The following is a 19482-nucleotide window of genomic DNA, read 5'->3' on the forward strand; positions in this document are numbered from 1 at the left end:
TTATTTACCAACTCCTATCTTAACTTTGTAAGGTATCCATGCATATTGATTAGCATTTATTGTATGGTCGTTTGCGTCCTCTGGCTCGTCCTTATCCTCTTTCCAACTGTAGGTCTCTAATTCTTGTATATGATTAGTACAGGTATCTACTACCTCATAATAATGTTCTGTGTCTGTTCCTATCCACCCTAGCTGAAAATTTATTCTATCTAGGATAGTTACTTTCTTATAGGCATTAATAAAGTTATAAAAACAAGGGTGTTGTCTCTTAAATTTCTTAAGTTCTGTTATGGTTGCTTGGTCTGCGCTATCTACAAATACGTCTCTTGCAAGCCCCCATTCGTTCCTATTCTTCTCTAAGAAATTAAACAGTTTAATAGCTGTATCACTTGGAGCAATAGGAGTATTTAAATCCTTATTGTTATAAACTTTTTCATCTAGGGTTACTAGCATACCTTCGTCTGTGATACCTTGGAATATAAAAGCTATAGTGTCTTTTGATTTACTAGAGTAAGCCGTATCAACTCCACATGTGTAGTGTATATAATTGTATATTTTGGCTTGCTGCTTAGTTATTATATTTCTCTTTCTTTCAAAGTTACTAAATATTAAGCCTGTTGCCCTGCCTCTTAGGCCCTGTATTTTATTCTTATAAAGTTTTGTTCCTTTTGGAGCACTTAACTTCTTTTTTTCAATATCTGCTTCACTTAAACTTAAATTATCATAAAAAGAAAAGAACCAGTATATCCAGTTCTTTTTAGTCTCGCTATTTAGTTGTTCCATTATTTCATTAGGAACATCATTCTTATATTTTTCTAAAGGTCTACTACAATTTATAAATTCACTATAGATTGGTAGATTAGGATCATCTGGGTTAAGTGTGCCCAATAAGTAATCACATCTAGTACATATCTCTCTCACAAATTCAATGCTTGCTGTATTAATTTCATCTATCATTACACAACCAAATTGCGAACCCAGGGCCATCTTCCACTTATCAATATTATCATAACCTAAAATATATATTATTTTTTCACCATTAGGTGTTTTATATCTTATATGTGGTATTTTATTGTCCTTATCGCCATTACCGTTGTATCTGACTAAATCCCCGAATACATCTGTAATGCCATATTCCTTTTGAATTATGTTTTTTTCACATACTCCAGTAGTCTTTGAGGCTATAACATGCATTTTCTTTTTTGATTTAGCAACATTAAACATGAATTTCACAATTCCCACTGTTGTTTTCCCTGCTGCTGTCGTGCCCTCAAGGAATTCTACTGGTGCTTTGCATTTTAAGAAATCCTTATATTTTAGGGATAACTTATAAGCTTTACTCATCTTCATCACCATTTAATTGCGAAAGTATCGAATCAAGCTTTTCGGTTGAATTTACTGTGGCCGTTACATCTGTCTCTACCTTATCTACAAATAATCTATATCTCTTTCCTAGGAGCTCAGCTGCTTTTATTCTATCCTTGGCACTTATTTCTTTTTTTATAACTCTTGCTGAAGAATATCCATCACCTTCACCCTCAACTACAACAACATCTTCCACGATTTTCCCTCTCATAGCTGCTGTAAGATGTTTTAATACTTCGCTAGCATTGGCAATACGTTCATCTTCAAGTTGTTTCATTCTTTCATCAATATAAGATTTTATACTAAGTTTTTCTAAGTTCTGACTACCTTGTACATGTGGTTGTTTATACCCTGCTTGCTTTGCTGCTTCAGTGGCATTGCCTGTTTCTATATAATAATCACAGAATGCCATTTGCTTTGGTGTTAACTTAGCCACAATGCCACCTCCTTTTTTATTTTTGCCTTATAGCTCCATGGACCTTCTTGTATGAACTATGACCCATACATTCCCTTAAGTTATCTGTTGAGCCTTGTACAACTATATTTCTATTACTACAGTAAGGACATACTAAATATCTATCTGGATCTATACTTAGTAATTCTTCCGTTATTAAGATTAATTCTTTTTTACAACATTTACATTTAAGATTTGTATAAATATTTAATATGTTCTCACCTTCCTTATAAAATAAAAAGAACCCTGTTAAGAGTTCTTTAAAGAAATTTCATTGAATTTTTCTTAAACTGTATTCTATCATCCTTTGATAGTTTCATAAACTTACGTAATGGTCTCCACCATTTAAAAAATAATTTCATATAGTTATACTTCGTGTATACTTTGCTTGCTTTCCAGAACCAAATCAAATCTTTCATACTTAACCTTCTTTCAAAAATAGCTGTTGTTTTAGTCTACTTCTGGCTAACTTGTGTAATATTTTCTTATCTTGTGCATGGTCATTAGACTTATATATGCTTGTATTTAGAAAATCTGTTTTAGTTCAGTCTTTTATATTATTCTGGTGAAATAAATCTATTCTAAACACCTTCTCCCAAAATAAAAAAGAACCTTAAATATTAAGATTCTTCTATTGTAAAATAATATTTTTTTATAGTTTCTTTTCTAAATATATATCTCCAAAATTTTACATTGAATAAGTTTCTCCAAATGACTCTTCCATTCATAAATAATAACTTTTCGATTGGTTGAAATGTAAGGATTTTTGATTCTTCATCTACTCTTATATTTTTACTTCCTATCTGTTTTTCTAATACATGTTTATATATCACTAAATTAGTTTCACAGTTAAGTTCTTTACCTATTAATTTCTTATTTTTAGAAATTGCCTTTTTAAAATCAACTTTTTTCAGTTCCTCAAGCAATTTATACTTATTTTTATAATAATCATTTTTCCATACCTTAATTAGCATATTCTTTCCGATTACTTGTTCTATTCTATTCTTTTTTTCATTTATAACAAACGAATCTGTTATTTTTTGTCTTTTAACACAACATAAACCAATTTCTGCTAGTTGTATTAATGCAGATAATATAAATGAAAGCTTCATTACTATCAATATTATTGATATAATTATTGTTCCAATCATTTTCATTTTCCGGTAAATCTTTTTAACATTCATTTTTTATCTCCCCCCTTACCATATATTTCTCCATCAACTTCAAAATTCCTTCAAAATATTAGAAATAAAAAACACCCTAACCAAGTTAAGATGTTTTTCTAGGAGGAGTATTCATGTTTTATCTGTCTATTGGCGGAACCAGAAGGATTCGAACCTTCAACCTATCGGTTAACAGCCGATTGCTCTACCGTTGAGTTACAATTCCATGTGTACCAAGTTGGCATTGTTAAGAGGCGCTCTTGGCACATTATAAATTAATCTGGGGGGATTAATAAGTTTATCTTTTGTACTCCAAGCCTTTGCCTGGTATGTATTGCGGGTTGACGGCCCGCAATGAGAACTATACATGTGTTACAAACAAAAATGTATTTCCCTAATTGGGATTAACTATATTCTAACACATTCCATAGGTGTATTTTATCAACTTTTTCTCATTTTTTTATCAAATTTTCAAACTGTGCTATATTATGAATTAACTCTTCCCTTTTCCTATAACAAGTGGCTTGTGCTATGTTTAATGTTTGCGAAATATAGATTATGTTTCTTCCGTCTCCGTACTTAAGTTCTATAAACTGTTTATCTTCTTCTTCTAGCATGCTTAAGTTATATTCCATGTATGAGATAAATTCTTTTGTTTCTCTTACCTTGGCTTTAAGTTTTACAATCTTCCTAGTTTTAAAACCAAGTTCTTTCTCCAGTGACGTTATAGCCTTAATAATTTGACTTTCCGCATAACTAGATCCTGTACTACTTGTTTGAACTCTTTCTTCTATTCCTTGTCCATTTTGGAAATAATCTATAGTAACATTTGTATCTCTTATGTTTTGCTCTATTTCTTCTATGCTGCGTTCTAGTGTTTCTATTTGCCTATTATAACCTTCTATCTTTCTTTTCTGCCTGTAGTATCTATATAGCTTACCTTCTGTTTTTCTAAACAGTTCCTTGTCCAATCTACCGCCCTCCCTTAATCACTATCAAATTAGGTTTCTTGCTTGGTTCTTTATAATCCTCATGGAATTCATTTACGAAATAATCGCAGTCACAATAAATATACATGAGCCCCTTTCGTTCATCCCATTTGAAGCCAAATATTCTTCTGACGCGTATTTCTGTATCAACTCCATTTAATGTGTAGCCATCATACCATTTATTTATCAAAGGTGCCTCATCATAAACCCTAACTGGCAATTCTAAATTTTTATTTCTTATGCATCCTCTTTTATCAGCTTTGAAGAATAAACATCCTTTTTCTTCACCGTTGCATTCCCCACCACGATTTCTATTTCTTTCGCAGTAGGCACACTGTAAATGACTTGGTATATCCTTCATTTTTACACCTCCAATAGCTGTGGGGTTTCGTAAATGTTGCCTATGACTTCAAGTTCTTCATTTGGGTCTTCTATATATTCATTGAAGTAAAAACTTAAATCATTTGCAATAACCCCGTTCCCATATTCGTTTATAAATACCTTTCCAGCTATTTCTGTTTCATTTTCAAACCTACCCAATGTATTAGGGTCATAGTCCTCAAAGAAATAGTGCATTTTTACAATATCGCCTTCCCATATCTTATTTCCATTCTTATCTTTTAAGCCTGTGTCCTGCATCCATTCTAACTCTGGATAATTTTCATTTATAATATCATTAACTGCTTTCGCTGGACTACAATCAAAAACATTATACCCTGTTAATTCTCCATTCCCATAATCCATAATTTTTAATTCTTTGTTCCATGCTCTAAGCTTAATCTTCCTCATTCTCTTTTCTCCCTTCCTTATACATATCAATCCAATCTTTCAATGTCATAGTCACTAGCCATTCACAGCGGTCTTTTCTGTGAAAAACTGTAGGTATTTCACCATGTTTTGCGTCACTCTTAGCTTGTCCTATGGCATCATATATATTAAGTCTTTCAACACGTTTACACTCAATATGAATACCAGGAAGTCCAACTACATCTGCATCACCGTTTGCTCCACAATATTGTTGCCCTCGTCTTGTATCATATCCATATTCTCGGAGCTTAGAAGAGAGTTCTCGCTCTCCTCTTGCTCCTTTCTGTTTACTATTAGTCATGCATTACCTCCTATTATTTTTAAATTGCAAACTATCGCTTTTTGAATGTTTTAACATAAAATTCTGTTTCTGTTTCAGTAGTTTTGACCTCAACATCATACTGGAATCCCATATGTTCATAGAGCATTTCCATAAACGACCCCACATTGACAACTTTTTTCTTTCTGTGAGCCCAAACGCAACCGCAAGCTTCCAGTAGAGCCTTTTTCTCTTCCACAGTAGTTGTATCCTTATCATATATTACTTTTAGTAATTGATTAATTTCTTTTGCTTTCAATATATTTTCACCTACCTTATGTCGCTTTAAATTTACATAATTTTAAATATTGTGTCTTTACACAAAAGACTAGCTTTGCTGTAGCACTCTTTAAAGTTTTTGTGCTGCACTAGGTAGAAGTGCTCGTAGTCTTCGATTATTCTCCCATTCATTCCTTTTACTTTTTTTTGATCTCTTTTCGCATTGCCCTGTTTTACCTGCACCGAACAACCGCTTAATACTTTAATTTTATCTCCTACTTTGTAGATTATGTTAATCACTGTTACCCCTCCTTAACTTCTAATTTGAGAGATGTATCGACTTCCCAACCTCTTGCATATATCTTGCGATTATGGTCTCTTATCTCTTCTGGTATGACTATCACACCTATTTTTTCTAAGTAATTTAGCATATTGAAACACATCTGAATTGTCTCTATAGATTCTTGTGCTAAATTCTTTACATTCTCCCATGTTGGTTCTAGCTGATACATAACTGCTGCTTCTAAAGTTTCTGTAGATTCTTCACAGCTCTTCTTTGCCATGAGAACTACATCTGTGTTCCAAAGTCCAAGCTGTAAATTGCGTGTTGTTGGAAATAATGCACTCCCTTGTTTTTTAACTGTGCTATTTAAATTTTCTTTTAAAGCTTCTATGAGCTTCTCTATTTCATTCATTACTCTTCTACCTCCCTGTTCCAGCATTGTTCACACGTCATGCTGTGACACTCCTCAATGGTTGGACGTTCAAACCCATAAAAGTAAGGACATTTCCATTCGATTAAATCTTCTTCAGTATATTCGTTTTCGTCTAAAACCTTATCTATTATCTTCACGTTTCTCCCTCCTATTCCATGCTTCAGCTACTTCCTCTTTTGTCAATCCTTCTTTACTCTTAGCACCGCAATGATAACAACGCACTATCCAGCCTGTATTGTATCCTGTTGCTACACTAGGTAATTTGTTATTTTCATTTAACCATTTTTGGTAATCTTCTTCATAAGCTTTTTGAAAACACATAACTTCCGGTTCCATTTTGCCACCGCAAAACGGGCAATTTTTTAATGTCATATTTTTCACTCCATTTTCTTTGTTTTAGGCTCTTAAATGCTTTGTAGGTGAATTGCTTATATTGTAATTTAAGAGCCTTAAAAGTGCTATTTTATAGCTTTATAAAATTCGTCGTATTGCTTTACGTATTCCCACTGATTTATAAACTTATCATATTCACTTTTATTGCCTATGCTTAATTGAGATATTTTTAGAAACTTGCTTGGAATTATCAATACTTTTTCTACCTCAATTTCATTTATGCAAAAGCATACATACAAATCGCATGTAGGATTTATTTTTTCAAGATTAAAAGTATAACAAAACCCAGAATTACTATATTTAAATCTATTGCTCGCCTTAACATCTATTTTTACGCAGCCATTTACCAATAAATCGTATGGGTGCTTTACTGACATTTGTTCTACTTTATAACCTTTTTCTTTAAGAATATTACCGCATATTCTTTCATATTTTTTACCTAATCCTGTTTCACTTTTCTTTATTTCTAAATTTAATATTGTGCTCCAATGTTTAAATCCACCACTCTTAGCTATCGCATTTGACAAACAATGATTTCCAGTTATCTTTATTATTTCTGAATTGCTAGGCATTCTAGTTATGTTAAGTTCTTTAGTAACCTTTCTAATCTGTTCCTCTATATTTTTATCGTTCCACATTTTTCCGTGAGTATATCCCATATATGACCTCCTATTAATTTTTTAGCTTTTTATCATAGAGAGCTATAACTCTTTAATTAAAAGGGATTTCTTCATTTTCTATCGGTGTTACATCGTTCCCATACTCTGGAGTATTATCAACTGTTCCACTATCTGTTTTGCTTCCTAAAAATTCAACTTCCTCAGCAATTACCTCAGTAACATATCTTCTTGTTCCATCCTTAGCTTCATAGCTTCTTGTTTCTATACGCCCACAGATTCCGATTTGTCTACCTTTTGCCATATATTGTGCTGTTGCCTCCGCTGCCTTGCCCCACACAACCACAGGAAGGAAATCTGCATCAGGTTGTCCTTCTTTTTTGAACTTTCGATTTACTGCAATAGTAAATGTGGTTACTGCAGTTCCTGCTCCAGGAGTAAATTTAAGTTCAGGATCCTTTGTAAGCCTTCCTACTAAAACGACTTTATTCATATTAATTCCTCCTAATCCTATTAAATCGTGTTACATATTCATTGCGCCATTTCCTATATTCCTTTTCTGCTATTTCCCATGTAGTTTTGGCAGCTCTTTTCCCTTCTGCTATTGCATGTTTGGGTTCATCACATTCCGCATAAATATTGTAGAAGTCTATAAGCTGTGTGACTTCAATCTTTCCTCCGCTATATTTTTTAATTTCACGTTCACTTTTAGGACAATGAATTTTGTTATAATGCAGATTTTTATTGAAAGCTTCAATAATTTTCTTATCTTCTATAAACATTCTGACGTATTTACTTGCTGATGTAGCACCGATATTGTGCTTAACTCCAGCTTGGTTTAATGTTAGTCCGTTCTCTATTATGTCCTTAGCTATAGATATAGCTATTTTCTTACCTTTTGCCTCATCTATCTTCTTTCCCATTCTGGAACACCTCCATTTCCCCCAATCTGCATATTATTTTGCTATGTTCCATGGTGTTGTGCATTTCCATGTTGTCTATACGATTCTTGCAACTGTAAACCTGTTCTGTAAGATATATTAGCTCTTGTTTTACATCTATCTGCTTAGGCTTGTCCTTTAATGTGTTAAGTATTGCACATGTCCCGAAGCCTACCGCTGCACCTAAAAAGGCGAATATTATCTCTAACATTTGTTATTCCTCCTATATATCAAAACTTAATTGTTCAACCTCTAAGGGGATATCTTCCCAGCCTACTCCGATATAGTCTAGTACTTTTCCCCAGCCATATTTCTCACCTGTTTCTTTATCTTTTATGCAGCTATACATCCAGAATTCCCACTCTTTCTTGTTACGTTGCCTAAGCCTATCAAATCTATGAGGTCGCTTCTCCATGTGGATTCCAAAGCCACACATATTGCACCCTGTTCTCTGTGCCTTAGTTGTATAAAGTTTCCCTGTAAAGTCCTTTTTTATTTCTCCGTAGATTTCTGGCACTGGGACATTGAGGTCTAATGCTAATTGCAAATGGTGCACTTCTTATTACTGTTTTCCCATAATAATTACATCCATGATCTACAAGACTTTCTTCTCTTTGCCCGCCCTCACTTGCCATAATCCCCAAGTAAGGATAACTATTATGTTTTTTACCCCAATCTCCGCAAGGCTTTTCCTTCATGAAATAACAACATTGGTTTGATATTTTAAAAGGAGCTTGTTTATAATGAGTTCCATATTCTTTGTTTTCCATTCCAGCAAAAAGTTCTAGCCATTTTTTAGGTAGTTGCATTCTACTGTTTTTTGCAAAATGTCCTTGTGCTCCACACTCTCCAGTAATAATTGCATGTCGCACAGTTTTATTATTTTCTGTTGGATTCTGTAATGTTTCTATTCTCCCTGCAAGCTTTTTACTTATCACTGGGAATCCTACTTCATTCAGAATTTCAACTTTAGATTTATATGGTGCTATTTTGATAATCCCAAGCTGATCATGTATATTTTGTATGCTCTTGTCTTCCAAACTTGAAACTGATACTGCCGGTACATTTATACCGATATTTCTTAAAAATATTAATAGAGTTATACTATCCAATCCGCCTACGCTTACGTGGCATTCTAAACCTCTTTTGACCATTTCATTATAAAATTCATTAGCTCTTATTTCCGCTTTTCTTATTTTTATTTCATAAGGAAGATTCTGTAATGCCATGAAGGCTTGTTTCTTCCTTTTCTTATTTTGTCTCCATTCTTCATCATTTAACCCCACTCCTATTCCTCCCATCCTAATAATTTCTTTTCTAAATCTATTTCAATAGAAATTCTTGTAACTCTTCATTTTCCTTCTTGCCTTGTTTTTGCCTTATATCTTCCTCAGGCATTTTTATTGGAATACACATTTTCACTAGTCTGCTTTTTAATCTATCATCATGTTTTAGCCCTTCTATGGTGTCATTACTGGTTAATATAGTTATTCTTTTATATTTCATACGATTATCAAAGATGTTAAATAGCATTTCACTTACCCAGCTTGTAGGCTGTTCTACCCCTATATCGTCTATAACTAATACACCAACATTATTTATGCTCTCTATAAGCTGGCTTTCTGTATATTTGCTATCCTTGTTGTATGTGTTTTTAATCTCTTTGAGTAGATCTGAACATGTTATAAACTTTACTCTCTCATTGTTATTCTTTAACAAAGCATTCCCTAGACTTACTGCAAGCCTAGTTTTCCCACTGCCTTTAGTAGTTGAATAGAAATATAACCCCTTCCCCAATTCTGCGAACTTATCAAAGTTTGTAATGTATTTCACAGTCATTTTCTTTGCTGCCGCTGCGATTATTTGAGATTCTTGTTTGCAGTACACTTTCGTATCGAAAGAGTTTACTGTAAGCTCTTCGAACTCATTGGGTATATTTGCAAACTTTAACCTGTTGGCATATATTTTCTCTTCTCTACATTTGCAGAATCTAGTCTTAAAATCGCCATCATCACTTATCATCTGTATTAATCCAGAACCATCACATTCATGATAAGGACAATCAGAAGTCGCATTTAATATCTTCCAGTGTACTTCCGTATTTTTCGATTGCTTTTCTCGCAAGTCTGTCGCCTTCTGCTTCTTGCTTTTCATTAATAGCCTTTGTAGTACCGGTATTTGTATATGCTCCATAGCTTCTTTCCTCCTTGCCATCCCTAGCCCAATTCCTCAATATTACCTCTACGTAACTTTTAATAAATCTACCTTTGTTACTTACACATTTTTGTATAGCCTCTTTGGTCCACTCATAAGAATACATTTCTATCCAAATGTTAAGAGTAGCCACATGTGTAGATATATCTTGTCCTGGTAACAACTCAGAATAATATTTAATAAGATCTAAGGTTTCAGTTGAGTGAGTGCTCTCTCTTATATTCTTATTAACTTCTTTAACTTCTTCTCTTTCTTTAACTTCTTCTTTTGTGTACCTTTTGATGTTTTTTTGATGTACCTTCTGTTGTCCTTTTGCTGTACCTTCTGTTGTACTTTCTGTTGTACCCTCACCTTGGTAAACCTCATAATTTGCAAGGGTTAGAGTTGTACCTTTTGCTGTACCTTTTTTAATCAACATATGCTCTTTTGCTAGCAAGTTGAGGTAAGCTCTGGTCTTGTTTCTGCTCCAACCCCATCTTTCACTTAATTTCAGCTCGGAAGTGTAATAACTTCCTCTAGGTATAACAACAACTTCATTACCTAAAATCAATGTTTCATCTTTCCATCTCATTAATTGGATAAGGTCAACAAATGCTTTAAACTTTTCAGCATCTTGGAAAATCCAATGTTCAAATATTGACCTGTCCAGTTTTATAAATCCTTTTGGTGCCTTATCCATTGTTCCCTCCTACTCTTGTAATTCTCTAATCTGTAATTGCATTTGTGCTATACCCCTTTTGCGGCTCATTATCTCTAGCTCTAACTTAAGGATTGCTTCCTTCTCTTCCTTTATAAAATATTGTTTTTGCCTTATTATCTCTTCATCAAATTGGTTCATGTGAATCACCTACAATTCAGTGTAATGTAGTATTTTATCTATCTTTTTAATACTTCTGCAATAATCACAATGACCACATCCTATAGGTTCTTCCTCACCATTCTTAACTTTTATAAATCTAGGCAATAGCGTTTCAATTTCTAATAATTTATCCTCTATATATTCTGTACCCATAAGAATAATTGCCTTGTCCGGAATTTCTTCTTTACTAACAGCTATAATATGTGGTTGCAAATACTCTTCTCCGCCTCTGTTTTGCCTTTCTACTGCTGCATATACTGCCATCTGTAGAAGATAATCATAATACTCAATAAAGTTCTGTTTAACCCTCAATTCTTCATTCCAGTATTTTTTACTTATCTCTCTAGTAGTCTTTAAATCTACAAATACCCCTTTGCTTGGGTTATAAATATCAATCATTATTTTCCATGGTGTTCCAAACAGTTCACCAGTCATAATAACTTCTTTTTGGCCTTCTCTTACCTTTTCAACTAATGGATCATTGGCTAATGTTTCTATCATCTTGTCGGCAACCTCAAATTTCTTAAGTAAAGTTCCATCTTTCTTAAACATCTCTGGGTGCTGTGTTCTAAATTCTCCTAGGTTACCACCTTCGGACCATAAATGTACATATGAACCTAATGTAAATGCATCGTTTTCACCATCAACCCATGTTCCATTTAGCTTAGCCATTGTCTTAGCTTCACATTCTCTAAAAGCTTTGAACTGGGAGACAGAGAAAAACTCTCTATCTGCCTCAGTACTAAAATAATTATCATGTGTTAGCTCCATTACTGCTCACCTCCAAATGGTGAATTTTCCAGCATTGTTTGTTGCTCAAGTTCCTCTGATTCAACTTCACTATATTCAACATCAAATACTGATTTTTCATTACATTTCTCTTCTTTCTTAAATTCAGAGTCTGATGTTTCTTCATATGTTTTTGCCTGCTCTATAGTATCAAAATCCTTTTCAATCTTTTTTGTAAGTCTTCTTAAGACTGTTTTCTTATAAGCTTCTTCTGGTGTCTTGGTCCACATTAAACCATTCTTCATCTTACTAAAATTGTCTCTTATACCTTCAATTTGAGTTTTACTCATGGTTTCATATTCCATCCCACCATCTTGATACAATACAACTGCAAAAGCTCCAATAATAGGTTTATCACTAAAAGGAATAGGCTTGAAATTCACAAATTGTTGTCCTTCTTTTATTTCTTCTTCAAATAGATCATCTTCTCTAACAACTTTTGCATATATATCTTTTATAGGTCTTATACTATATTTTTTAGCCATCTTAGTTTCGCCTTTATAGTCAGTTTGAAACTGCAATGTTCCTCCATATGGTATGGCATAGCATTCCTTTTGGAAGAAATCTAACCCCAAGAAAGCTCCCTTCAAAAGTGTTCTAGCAACTGAAATAGGTTGGCATTTTTCTATATCCTTTGTGTCTTGAAGTACTGTCATACAGTTTTGTAAGAACCTTGTCCTGTTGAAATCCTTAGGCATTGCACTTATTTTTGTTTCAATTAATCTATCTAAAACACTATACGATTCCTTTAAAATTAACTCTTTTTTACTATCTGCCATTTCTACTTATCCCCCTCAAAATATTTATTTACATCATCTTCACTATCAAATTGAACTATCTCGAAATCATCTGATTCAGTAGAAGTAATGATATATTGATAATCATCATCAACCATCTGAGAAATTAACTCTTTTCTAGCTGCTGGGTTTAAACTTTCGAATCTATCAAGACATATAAGCTTTAATTCTCCGCATTGAGCTTTAGCAATTGTCAATGATAGATCTAATTTTTCACCATCACTTAAATCACTTATTAACGTTTCATTTATTCTGATTAATCCATTATTGTCTACAGATATGCCTTGTATTGGCATTCTAGCGACCTTTAATAGTTCGCCAGGTAATTCCCTTGCCTTGATGATTTTTTCTGTTAATAAAGCGGAATACTCTCTTTTAGGTGTAAGCCTGTTATCCCTTATGTCACACATTCTGTCATACTCTCTAATATAAGACTGCATTCTCTCAACTTCTTCTGCTTGAGCTTGCAATGGTGTAATATCTACTGGTGTATTGCTTTCTAAGTATTCTGCTGCTTTACCAAGTCTTATTCTTTCGGCTTCACATGCATTAATTTCCTTTTCATCAATAGCACTGTATTCATGATCTTCTAATTCGTCTAAACCTCGTAGCTCCTGCTCTTTTGCTGCTATCTTTGATTCATTTATAGAAATCAAATCTTTTTGTTCATCTACCTGTGAAAGTATTTCTTTACGCTTTAAATCTTTCTTCTCAGCATACTTTTGAAGTAAAGCTTGATACTCTGCATCAAATTCATTATCAAGCTTAGAAAGCTCTATTTCAGTTCTTTCATTGGCACTCGTTATAAACTCTTTAGCTTTATCAATTCTTCCCTTTGATAACTCAATAATATCTTTAATATCCTGCCTTTGTTCATTGTATTTAAGTTTGACTTTAGACTTCTCACCTTCGGCTTGAGCCTTTATTGAAGCAACTTTGCTTTCATAGTTCTCCTTAAGTGTTTTTGCTTCATCTATCCAGTGATTAATCTTCTGTGCCTCAGTTACTTTAGAATAATAATCTTGAAGTTTTTTATCTCTCCATTTCTCCGAATCATAACCTGCTGGCAATTCGTCCATCATTCCTTTAACTTGTATTTCTAGTTCTTTAACTTCACGGTTTATTTCTTCACGTTCTTTGAAATACTTTGATTCTATACTTCTTAAAATCTGCAATATATGCATGTCATAGTCGATATTGGAAGGTATTTCTCCAAACCAACCTTGTATCTGTTCCATGGTCCAACCTATTTCCAACATGGATAAAATGCTCTTTGTCTGCTCCTGGATAGATAAATTAATCCAATCCAAAGGCCTAAATATTTGACCTTGTATCATGCTTCTTAAGAACGTTTCAGTACTAGGTGCTGTTGCTTCATTCTTCCTGACCTTTAAGTAATCTGCTTTATCTGTCCTAAGCTTTCTATCTATCTCTAGACCATCATCAGTCTTAACATACAAACAGCTTTCAGTTTCACCATGCTTAACTAATTCAGTTCTACGATTTTTATTTGTAAATAGCTTTTCTATAGCCTCTAGTATAGAAGTTTTACCACTTCCTTTAGGTCCTTTAACATAATTAACTTTTTTAAGATCTAACTCAGTTTCATTTATTCCTAAGAAATTCTTTATACTTAATCTTGAAATCTTCACTTTCATTCCTCCTTAAAATCTGTTATAATTTACTTGATTTATTTGCTTTATGACAAGTTGGCTTTGCAGAGCCGCTTGTCTCTTTTTTACCTACGCATTTGCTCACCTTTATTATTTTTAAACAATAATCCAATATAGCAATCTTCCTAAATGTTTCAGTACTGCATGTTAATAGCCCTGGATATTCGCCTGTTTTATCTAAAAGACTTTTTATGCACTGCTCCAGAAGGAATGTATCTAAGTTTGGTAGTAGCTTTTCATCTAAAATTTCCAGTTTTGTCATGGTTACACCTCCCTTCTATCTCTCTAAAAATCAATAGTCCTTCCCATGTTGGAGCAATTTTACTTTGCTTGCATAATGACATGTAGGTTAAAAATGTGGTTAAGTGCATTGATACACCTCCTATAAAACTACTTTCTGTTTAGCAATGTTCTCAAGCCATACATCCAGCATGTCCTTATTTATAAGAAACTTAGCGCCTACTCTGAAACTAGGGAAATCATTCTGGCCATGTGCTAATTGAGTTATTTTTTCTCTTCCTATACCTGTGTACTTTACAGTTTCATCTATTGTAAGTGTCTTTTTTATGCTTTGTTTCTTAGTTGATTCTTTTATAGCCGCTACTATTATTTCTTTTAAATCTTCCTTGTTTAGATCCATCGTTATTCCTCCTTAACACTTTCAATTACTTTTCCCTTGGCAACTATCTCTACGTTGTCAAAAATCCAGTTCAAAGCTACTCTTCTCAAATCTTCATGTTCGACAATAACTTCATCTTCTTCTAAAAAAACATTTTCAAAATGTTTATATTCTTCACCATCAAGGAAGCTAACTTTTACTAATCCCATATCATTTTCATCATACAGAAACCTAAAAGTGTCTATATCAATATAGATAATTGTTCCTGACATAATATTTAAGCTTATTTCTTCAGTTCTTATTTTCTTGCTCATACAAATTCCTCCTATACTCTAATCCCTTCTTTTATAGCTATCTCTTTTACTATGTTTACATAGATTTCTTTAAGCCTTGGTTCGTTCTCTAACACATCTAAAATATTAAGTTTTTCTGCTTTACTTGGTGCTATCCCATTAGCTAGAGCTCTCTTTTTCAAATTAGCAACTAGAACACTAGGTCTACACTTTCCACGTTCTTTTAAGGCATTATAGGCAGTTTCTTTAGGTTTCTTAAAATCTCCAGTTTTATTACCTACAGCATTCAATATTCTATTGCTTTCCCTTCTCCATGCTGCATTAGGATTTAAAGTTATTACATCTTTTATAGCTTGCACCTCTTCTTGAGTTTCTTGTATGCTATTTTCAAGTTGCTTTTGCTTAAGCTCCATGTTAATTAAAAGTTGAAGTTGTGGGCTTAAATTATTTAATCCTGTTGTTACCTCTTTAACTCTAAAATAATTATTGACTAAATCCCTTTGAACTTTCCAAGCTAAATCATCTGTAAGCGATTTCACTAGCATAAGATATCCACTTTCTGTTATTAAGTAAGTACCAGCATTGTTTATTTCAGACGTACGAATTTCGTACATCTCAACATCCTTAGGTTTTACAAAATAATAGTCTGTTCCTTCAATGAAGTGGCTTTTATTTTCATTAAAATTTCTTTTGGCAGTTCCTTCACTTCTTTCATGTACCATATCAATATCTTTAAAAGTTACTACTCTTTGCTCTCTAAACTCTTTAATTGATATTTTCTTTGAGCTTATTGATACTAATTCATTCATTTAATCATTCCTTTCTTTTAATCCCTTATATGGGTTCTATTATCATTGAATTGTTGCAATTTCCCACTTATACTTTAATTATCAGTTCTGCCAAACTGAAATAATTATGAAAGGTGGTGTTAATTGTGAAATTAAATCCTAATTGTGTTAGAGATATTTTATTAACTGTTGAAGCTAATGATTTAGATACTCGCATGACATTAGAATCATTACATAAAAAGCTTTCTCATTACACAATAGAAGAAATATACTATGCTTGTTTAAAATTGAATGAAGCTAACTATTTAGAAGCAACCCTTGTTACCTTGTGTGGCCACCATACTCCAGCGATTAAATGCATATATGATTTAACTTATAATGGGCATGAATTCTTAGAAAACATTAAAAGTGATTCCACTTGGAATAAAACAAAAGATATTGCCAAAAGTGTTGGTTCTTTTTCTTTAAGCACTCTCAAAGAAATAGCTATCAATGTCATATCAGAAAGTATCAAATTACATTTTTAGTTTCCTTCTTATGTCACTACCCATATTTTTAATAACTTGGCTAGTGACATATTTCATTTCAAGTTCATTTGGCTCCTTAATTCCTTTAAGTGCTAACCAGTAAATAATTGATAAGAATTTTATATGTTCTAACACAAGTTTTACTATTGCAAGCATTAATGCTATTAATAATAACGCTATTACCACGTTCTACACTTCCTTTCTTTAATCTTTTCCTCTTAGACTACTAAAAGTTTTTATAGTAGCTTGTCCTGTACATCTCCTTAGAACCAGCGAAGTGTGATTTTATACTGGAGCTTCGTTTGAGTGTCTTTTTAAGACACTTTTTAATTAAAAAAAATTTCTTCTATTTCTTTTGGAGTTAAATTATATCGTTCTTTTATTGAAGCAATTTCACTTTGCTTAAATTCTGAACCCTTGTACTCATTCATTTTATAGCATAATGTTACTGTAGTTATACCTAATGCCTTAGATAAAGTTTCCAATGTGTCACAATTTAAAACCATAAACGATTTCAACTTTAGCTTATTCATTTTTTACCCCTTTCTCGGAAAATTGTTGTATCTTTTTAAGATACTTTTATTATAATTATATTTTTTATAATTGTCAATAAGTTTTTTAATCTTTTTAAGATACTTTTTTAAAAAATAATTGAAAAGCTTTCTAAAAAATGATATTATTAAGATACAAAGAAAAAGAGGTGTGTAAAAATGAATGTAGGTGAAAGAATTAAATCTTTGAGAATTAGCAAAGGATTAACCCAGGATGAACTTGCTAACAAAATAGGGGTAAAGAAAGCTGCCGTTTATAAATACGAATCTGGAATAATAGAGAATATAAAAAGATCTACCATTCAGGAAATGGCAAAAATTTTTGAAGTTTCTCCATGCTACCTATTAGGTTGGGAGGATGACTCCTCACAATTATTCAAATTAGAATATGAAGAAAAAGCTCTGCTAGAAAACTTCAGAAAACTAAATAACTTTGGTAAAAATGAAGCAAAAAAAAGAGTTGAAGAACTTACATATATAAATAAGTACATACATAACGATGAGATGTGTGCTGCGGTAGCTGAAGAAAAAGCCGAATATTTAATTCCAGTTGCAGCACATGCTGATGATTTAACTGAAGAAGAGAAAGATGAAGCAAACAAACTATTTGATGAATTTTACGACAAGTGTAAGAGATAAGGGGTGATGCTCTTGGAGTATAGTATTTTGGTTAATGAAGTATTAAACAAAGGGATTGTTTTTAAAGAAATTCCACTTAGTCACAATAAAGAATGGGGATTATGCAAAGGCAATGTTATTGCTGTAAACAAGAATTTAAACAACGTGCAAAAGAAATGTGTCCTTGCTGAAGAGCTAGGGCATTTTTACACAACAGTTGGGGATATAACCGACTTATCAGATATATGCAATGCCAAGCAAGAAGAATTAGCACGTAGATATGGTTATAAAAAGCTAATACCAATACAAGACTTAATTAAAACTTTTAAAATGGGACTAAGATTCGATTATGAAATAGCTGAAGAACTTGGTGTAACCATAAATTTTTTACACGCATGTGTGAATTATTATAAATGTAGATATGAAACAAATAAGTACCTTAAGGAGGGGTAATTGTGGCGATAAAAACCAACTATGAAAAGAATGGTAGCAAATATTTTAGAGTTACCGCCAGCATTGGAAGAGATTCTTCAGGTAAATTAATAAGAAAAGAGTTTTATGGGAAAAGCAAAAAGGAAGCTGAGCAAAAAAGAGATGAATATTTAGAAGACGTGAGAGCTGGAGCTAACAATCGCAGTACCATCCAATTAGGCACGTTTCTCTATACTTGGCTATTTGAAGTGGTTAAATTATCCGTTAAACCTTCTACCTTCGAACGATATGAAGGTATATATAGAAATTATATAAAGGATACAGCCCTATATACTCTTATATTAAAAGATGTTTCTACCATGCAAATACAAAAACATTACAATAAACTCTTTAGTGATGGTTGTACCAGTAGCATGATCTACAATCTTAATAAACTTTTAAAGAAATTTTTCAACTACTGTGTATTACAGGGTTACATAGTAAGAAATCCATGTGATGCAAAAAAGATAATAATACCAGAAGATACAACAAAAAATAAAACACGTGAAATTGAAGTGTTTACAGATGAAGAATTAGAACGCTTAAAGAATGAAATTAAAGGTGATAGACTTGAAGCCTTGTATCTATTGGCACTTGGTACTGGAATGCGTGAAGGTGAGCTTTTAGGCTTAAAATGGCAAGACATTAATTATGATGAGCAAACCATAGATATAAAAAGAAGTGTAAAAAATGTAGCCAATATAGATAGCAATGGAAACAAACGATATCAAATTGTAGTGCAAGCACCCAAAACAAGGGGTTCAGCAAGAACGATTCCAATGCCTTCAAAATTAATTACTTCTTTAAAAAATCACAAGAGAATGCAATTACAAGAAAAGTTTAGAGCTGGTAGTTCCTATAATGATAATGATTTTATATTTACCACAGAACTTGGAACAAATATAGATGCTTCAAACTTGCTTAAAAAGTTTAAGAAAATATTATTGAAAGCAAATATACCTTACAGAAAATTTCATGCTTTAAGGCACACATTTGCTACTAAACTATTTGAAAATGATGTCCCTATAAAAACAGTACAAGAATTGTTAGGACATAGCAATATGTCTATAACAGCTAATATATACACACATGTAATGCCAAAGAAAAAAACAACTGCTGTTGAGACATTAAATAAATATTTCATATAAGTGTGGGAAATAACACATTTATTTTTTATTAAAAATTATTGTGGGAAAAGTGTGGGAAACTAATAAAAAATGACTAAATCCTTTATTCAAGAACTTAGTCATTTCAATAGTTTATGGTGCGTCAGAGAAGATTCGAACTCCCGACCAACTGG

General features: G+C 32.7%; 35 protein-coding genes and 1 tRNA gene. 4 read left to right on the plus strand and 32 right to left on the minus strand.

Annotated features, from left to right (window positions below; genetic code table 11):
* The 30 genes from BUA73_RS11810 to BUA73_RS11940 form a co-directional block, all read right to left on the minus strand.
* Positions 1–1344: a terminase large subunit domain-containing protein gene (locus BUA73_RS11810; protein WP_072904330.1), complete on the minus strand. Its 1344-nt coding sequence runs from the start codon at positions 1342–1344 to the stop codon at positions 1–3.
* A complete protein-coding gene (locus tag BUA73_RS11815; RefSeq protein WP_341465317.1) occupies positions 1337–1801 on the minus strand; it encodes a terminase small subunit in 465 nt (154 codons plus the stop codon). The genes BUA73_RS11810 and BUA73_RS11815 overlap by 8 nt, the downstream gene beginning before the upstream one ends.
* Positions 1802–2079: 278 nt before the next feature.
* A complete protein-coding gene (locus BUA73_RS14150; RefSeq protein WP_178139267.1) occupies positions 2080–2238 on the minus strand; it encodes a hypothetical protein in 159 nt (52 codons plus the stop codon).
* Between the two features lie 201 nt (positions 2239–2439).
* A complete protein-coding gene (locus BUA73_RS11825; RefSeq protein WP_072904331.1) occupies positions 2440–3003 on the minus strand; it encodes a hypothetical protein in 564 nt (187 codons plus the stop codon).
* A 130-nt stretch (positions 3004–3133) separates the two neighbouring features.
* Positions 3134–3208, minus strand: a tRNA-Asn gene (locus BUA73_RS11830).
* Positions 3209–3434: 226 nt separating this feature from the next.
* Entirely contained in the window at positions 3435–3953 is a 519-nt protein-coding gene (locus BUA73_RS11835; RefSeq protein ID WP_072904332.1) for a hypothetical protein, read from the minus strand.
* Position 3954: 1 nt separating this feature from the next.
* Positions 3955–4332 carry a hypothetical protein gene (locus tag BUA73_RS11840; RefSeq protein ID WP_072904333.1) on the minus strand — a complete coding sequence of 126 codons (378 nt, stop codon included), beginning with the start codon at positions 4330–4332 and terminating at the stop codon, positions 3955–3957.
* Positions 4333–4334: 2 nt separating this feature from the next.
* Positions 4335–4760 (minus strand): YopX family protein, encoded by a 426-nt coding sequence (locus BUA73_RS11845; RefSeq protein ID WP_072904334.1) that lies wholly within the window; start codon positions 4758–4760, stop codon positions 4335–4337.
* On the minus strand, positions 4747–5079 hold the full coding sequence (locus BUA73_RS11850; RefSeq protein ID WP_072904335.1) for a hypothetical protein: 333 nt from the start codon (positions 5077–5079) through the stop codon (positions 4747–4749). Before BUA73_RS11850 ends, BUA73_RS11845 begins: the two co-directional genes overlap by 14 nt.
* Before the next feature lie 31 nt (positions 5080–5110).
* A complete protein-coding gene (locus tag BUA73_RS11855; protein WP_072904336.1) occupies positions 5111–5356 on the minus strand; it encodes a hypothetical protein in 246 nt (81 codons plus the stop codon).
* A gap of 32 nt (positions 5357–5388) precedes the next feature.
* Positions 5389–5616, minus strand: a complete 228-nt coding sequence (locus BUA73_RS11860; RefSeq protein WP_072904337.1) for a hypothetical protein — start codon at positions 5614–5616, stop codon at positions 5389–5391.
* 2 nt (positions 5617–5618) lie between these two features.
* Positions 5619–6011 carry a hypothetical protein gene (locus BUA73_RS11865; protein WP_072904338.1) on the minus strand — a complete coding sequence of 131 codons (393 nt, stop codon included), beginning with the start codon at positions 6009–6011 and terminating at the stop codon, positions 5619–5621.
* Positions 6011–6169, minus strand: coding sequence for a hypothetical protein (locus BUA73_RS14155; RefSeq protein WP_178139268.1), 159 nt, complete (start codon positions 6167–6169; stop codon positions 6011–6013). The genes BUA73_RS11865 and BUA73_RS14155 overlap by 1 nt, the downstream gene beginning before the upstream one ends.
* Positions 6153–6404: a Lar family restriction alleviation protein gene (locus BUA73_RS11870; protein ID WP_072904339.1), complete on the minus strand. Its 252-nt coding sequence runs from the start codon at positions 6402–6404 to the stop codon at positions 6153–6155. Before BUA73_RS11870 ends, BUA73_RS14155 begins: the two co-directional genes overlap by 17 nt.
* A gap of 86 nt (positions 6405–6490) precedes the next feature.
* On the minus strand, positions 6491–7084 hold the full coding sequence (locus tag BUA73_RS11875; protein WP_072904340.1) for a hypothetical protein: 594 nt from the start codon (positions 7082–7084) through the stop codon (positions 6491–6493).
* Positions 7085–7136: 52 nt separating this feature from the next.
* Positions 7137–7535, minus strand: a complete 399-nt coding sequence (locus BUA73_RS11880) for a single-stranded DNA-binding protein (protein WP_072904341.1) — start codon at positions 7533–7535, stop codon at positions 7137–7139.
* Position 7536: 1 nt separating this feature from the next.
* Positions 7537–7965, minus strand: coding sequence for a hypothetical protein (locus BUA73_RS11885; protein WP_072904342.1), 429 nt, complete (start codon positions 7963–7965; stop codon positions 7537–7539).
* Complete coding sequence (locus BUA73_RS11890) at positions 7946–8194, minus strand: hypothetical protein (RefSeq protein WP_072904343.1); 249 nt, start codon at positions 8192–8194, stop codon at positions 7946–7948. The genes BUA73_RS11885 and BUA73_RS11890 overlap by 20 nt, the downstream gene beginning before the upstream one ends.
* A gap of 12 nt (positions 8195–8206) precedes the next feature.
* Positions 8207–8530 carry a hypothetical protein gene (locus BUA73_RS14410; protein WP_242942384.1) on the minus strand — a complete coding sequence of 108 codons (324 nt, stop codon included), beginning with the start codon at positions 8528–8530 and terminating at the stop codon, positions 8207–8209.
* On the minus strand, positions 8442–9269 hold the full coding sequence (locus tag BUA73_RS11895; protein ID WP_242942385.1) for a hypothetical protein: 828 nt from the start codon (positions 9267–9269) through the stop codon (positions 8442–8444). Before BUA73_RS11895 ends, BUA73_RS14410 begins: the two co-directional genes overlap by 89 nt.
* Before the next feature lie 37 nt (positions 9270–9306).
* Positions 9307–10137 carry an ATP-binding protein gene (locus BUA73_RS11900; RefSeq protein WP_242942387.1) on the minus strand — a complete coding sequence of 277 codons (831 nt, stop codon included), beginning with the start codon at positions 10135–10137 and terminating at the stop codon, positions 9307–9309.
* Complete coding sequence (locus BUA73_RS11905) at positions 10046–10876, minus strand: DnaD domain protein (RefSeq protein ID WP_072904344.1); 831 nt, start codon at positions 10874–10876, stop codon at positions 10046–10048. The genes BUA73_RS11900 and BUA73_RS11905 overlap by 92 nt, the downstream gene beginning before the upstream one ends.
* Positions 10877–10885: 9 nt before the next feature.
* Positions 10886–11035, minus strand: coding sequence for a hypothetical protein (locus BUA73_RS14160; protein WP_178139270.1), 150 nt, complete (start codon positions 11033–11035; stop codon positions 10886–10888).
* 9 nt (positions 11036–11044) lie between these two features.
* Positions 11045–11827, minus strand: coding sequence for a PD-(D/E)XK nuclease-like domain-containing protein (locus tag BUA73_RS11910; RefSeq protein ID WP_072904345.1), 783 nt, complete (start codon positions 11825–11827; stop codon positions 11045–11047).
* Positions 11827–12624: a RecT family recombinase gene (locus tag BUA73_RS11915; RefSeq protein WP_072904346.1), complete on the minus strand. Its 798-nt coding sequence runs from the start codon at positions 12622–12624 to the stop codon at positions 11827–11829. Before BUA73_RS11915 ends, BUA73_RS11910 begins: the two co-directional genes overlap by 1 nt.
* A 2-nt stretch (positions 12625–12626) precedes the next feature.
* Positions 12627–14300 (minus strand): AAA family ATPase, encoded by a 1674-nt coding sequence (locus tag BUA73_RS11920; protein ID WP_072904347.1) that lies wholly within the window; start codon positions 14298–14300, stop codon positions 12627–12629.
* 16 nt (positions 14301–14316) lie between these two features.
* Positions 14317–14577 carry a hypothetical protein gene (locus BUA73_RS11925; RefSeq protein WP_072904348.1) on the minus strand — a complete coding sequence of 87 codons (261 nt, stop codon included), beginning with the start codon at positions 14575–14577 and terminating at the stop codon, positions 14317–14319.
* 120 nt (positions 14578–14697) lie between these two features.
* Positions 14698–14955, minus strand: a complete 258-nt coding sequence (locus BUA73_RS11930) for an excisionase family DNA-binding protein (RefSeq protein WP_072904349.1) — start codon at positions 14953–14955, stop codon at positions 14698–14700.
* Positions 14956–14957: 2 nt separating this feature from the next.
* Positions 14958–15248, minus strand: a complete 291-nt coding sequence (locus tag BUA73_RS11935) for a ubiquitin (protein WP_072904350.1) — start codon at positions 15246–15248, stop codon at positions 14958–14960.
* Between the two features lie 11 nt (positions 15249–15259).
* Positions 15260–16036 (minus strand): ORF6N domain-containing protein, encoded by a 777-nt coding sequence (locus tag BUA73_RS11940; protein ID WP_072904351.1) that lies wholly within the window; start codon positions 16034–16036, stop codon positions 15260–15262.
* A 125-nt stretch (positions 16037–16161) separates the two neighbouring features.
* Here BUA73_RS11940 and BUA73_RS11945 point away from each other — a divergent pair, with 125 nt between their 5' ends.
* Positions 16162–16542, plus strand: a complete 381-nt coding sequence (locus tag BUA73_RS11945; protein WP_072904352.1) for a DUF2513 domain-containing protein — start codon at positions 16162–16164, stop codon at positions 16540–16542.
* Here BUA73_RS11945 and BUA73_RS11950 read toward each other — a convergent pair.
* Complete coding sequence (locus tag BUA73_RS11950) at positions 16531–16728, minus strand: hypothetical protein (protein WP_072904353.1); 198 nt, start codon at positions 16726–16728, stop codon at positions 16531–16533. The genes BUA73_RS11945 and BUA73_RS11950 overlap by 12 nt on opposite strands.
* 140 nt (positions 16729–16868) lie before the next feature.
* A complete protein-coding gene (locus tag BUA73_RS11955; protein ID WP_072904354.1) occupies positions 16869–17075 on the minus strand; it encodes a hypothetical protein in 207 nt (68 codons plus the stop codon).
* Positions 17076–17252: 177 nt separating this feature from the next.
* On the opposite strand from BUA73_RS11955, the gene BUA73_RS11960 reads away from it, so the two are divergent.
* The 3 genes from BUA73_RS11960 to BUA73_RS11970 are packed head-to-tail and all read left to right on the plus strand — an operon-like array spanning position 17253 to position 19330.
* On the plus strand, positions 17253–17732 hold the full coding sequence (locus BUA73_RS11960) for a helix-turn-helix domain-containing protein (RefSeq protein ID WP_072904355.1): 480 nt from the start codon (positions 17253–17255) through the stop codon (positions 17730–17732).
* Positions 17733–17744: 12 nt separating this feature from the next.
* Entirely contained in the window at positions 17745–18164 is a 420-nt protein-coding gene (locus BUA73_RS11965) for an ImmA/IrrE family metallo-endopeptidase (protein ID WP_072904356.1), read from the plus strand.
* Positions 18165–18166: 2 nt separating this feature from the next.
* Positions 18167–19330: a tyrosine-type recombinase/integrase gene (locus tag BUA73_RS11970; protein ID WP_072904357.1), complete on the plus strand. Its 1164-nt coding sequence runs from the start codon at positions 18167–18169 to the stop codon at positions 19328–19330.
* Positions 19331–19482 lie beyond the last annotated feature (152 nt).

The organism is Hathewaya proteolytica DSM 3090 (genome assembly GCF_900142225.1).
GTDB lineage: Bacteria > Bacillota > Clostridia > Clostridiales > Clostridiaceae > Hathewaya > Hathewaya proteolytica.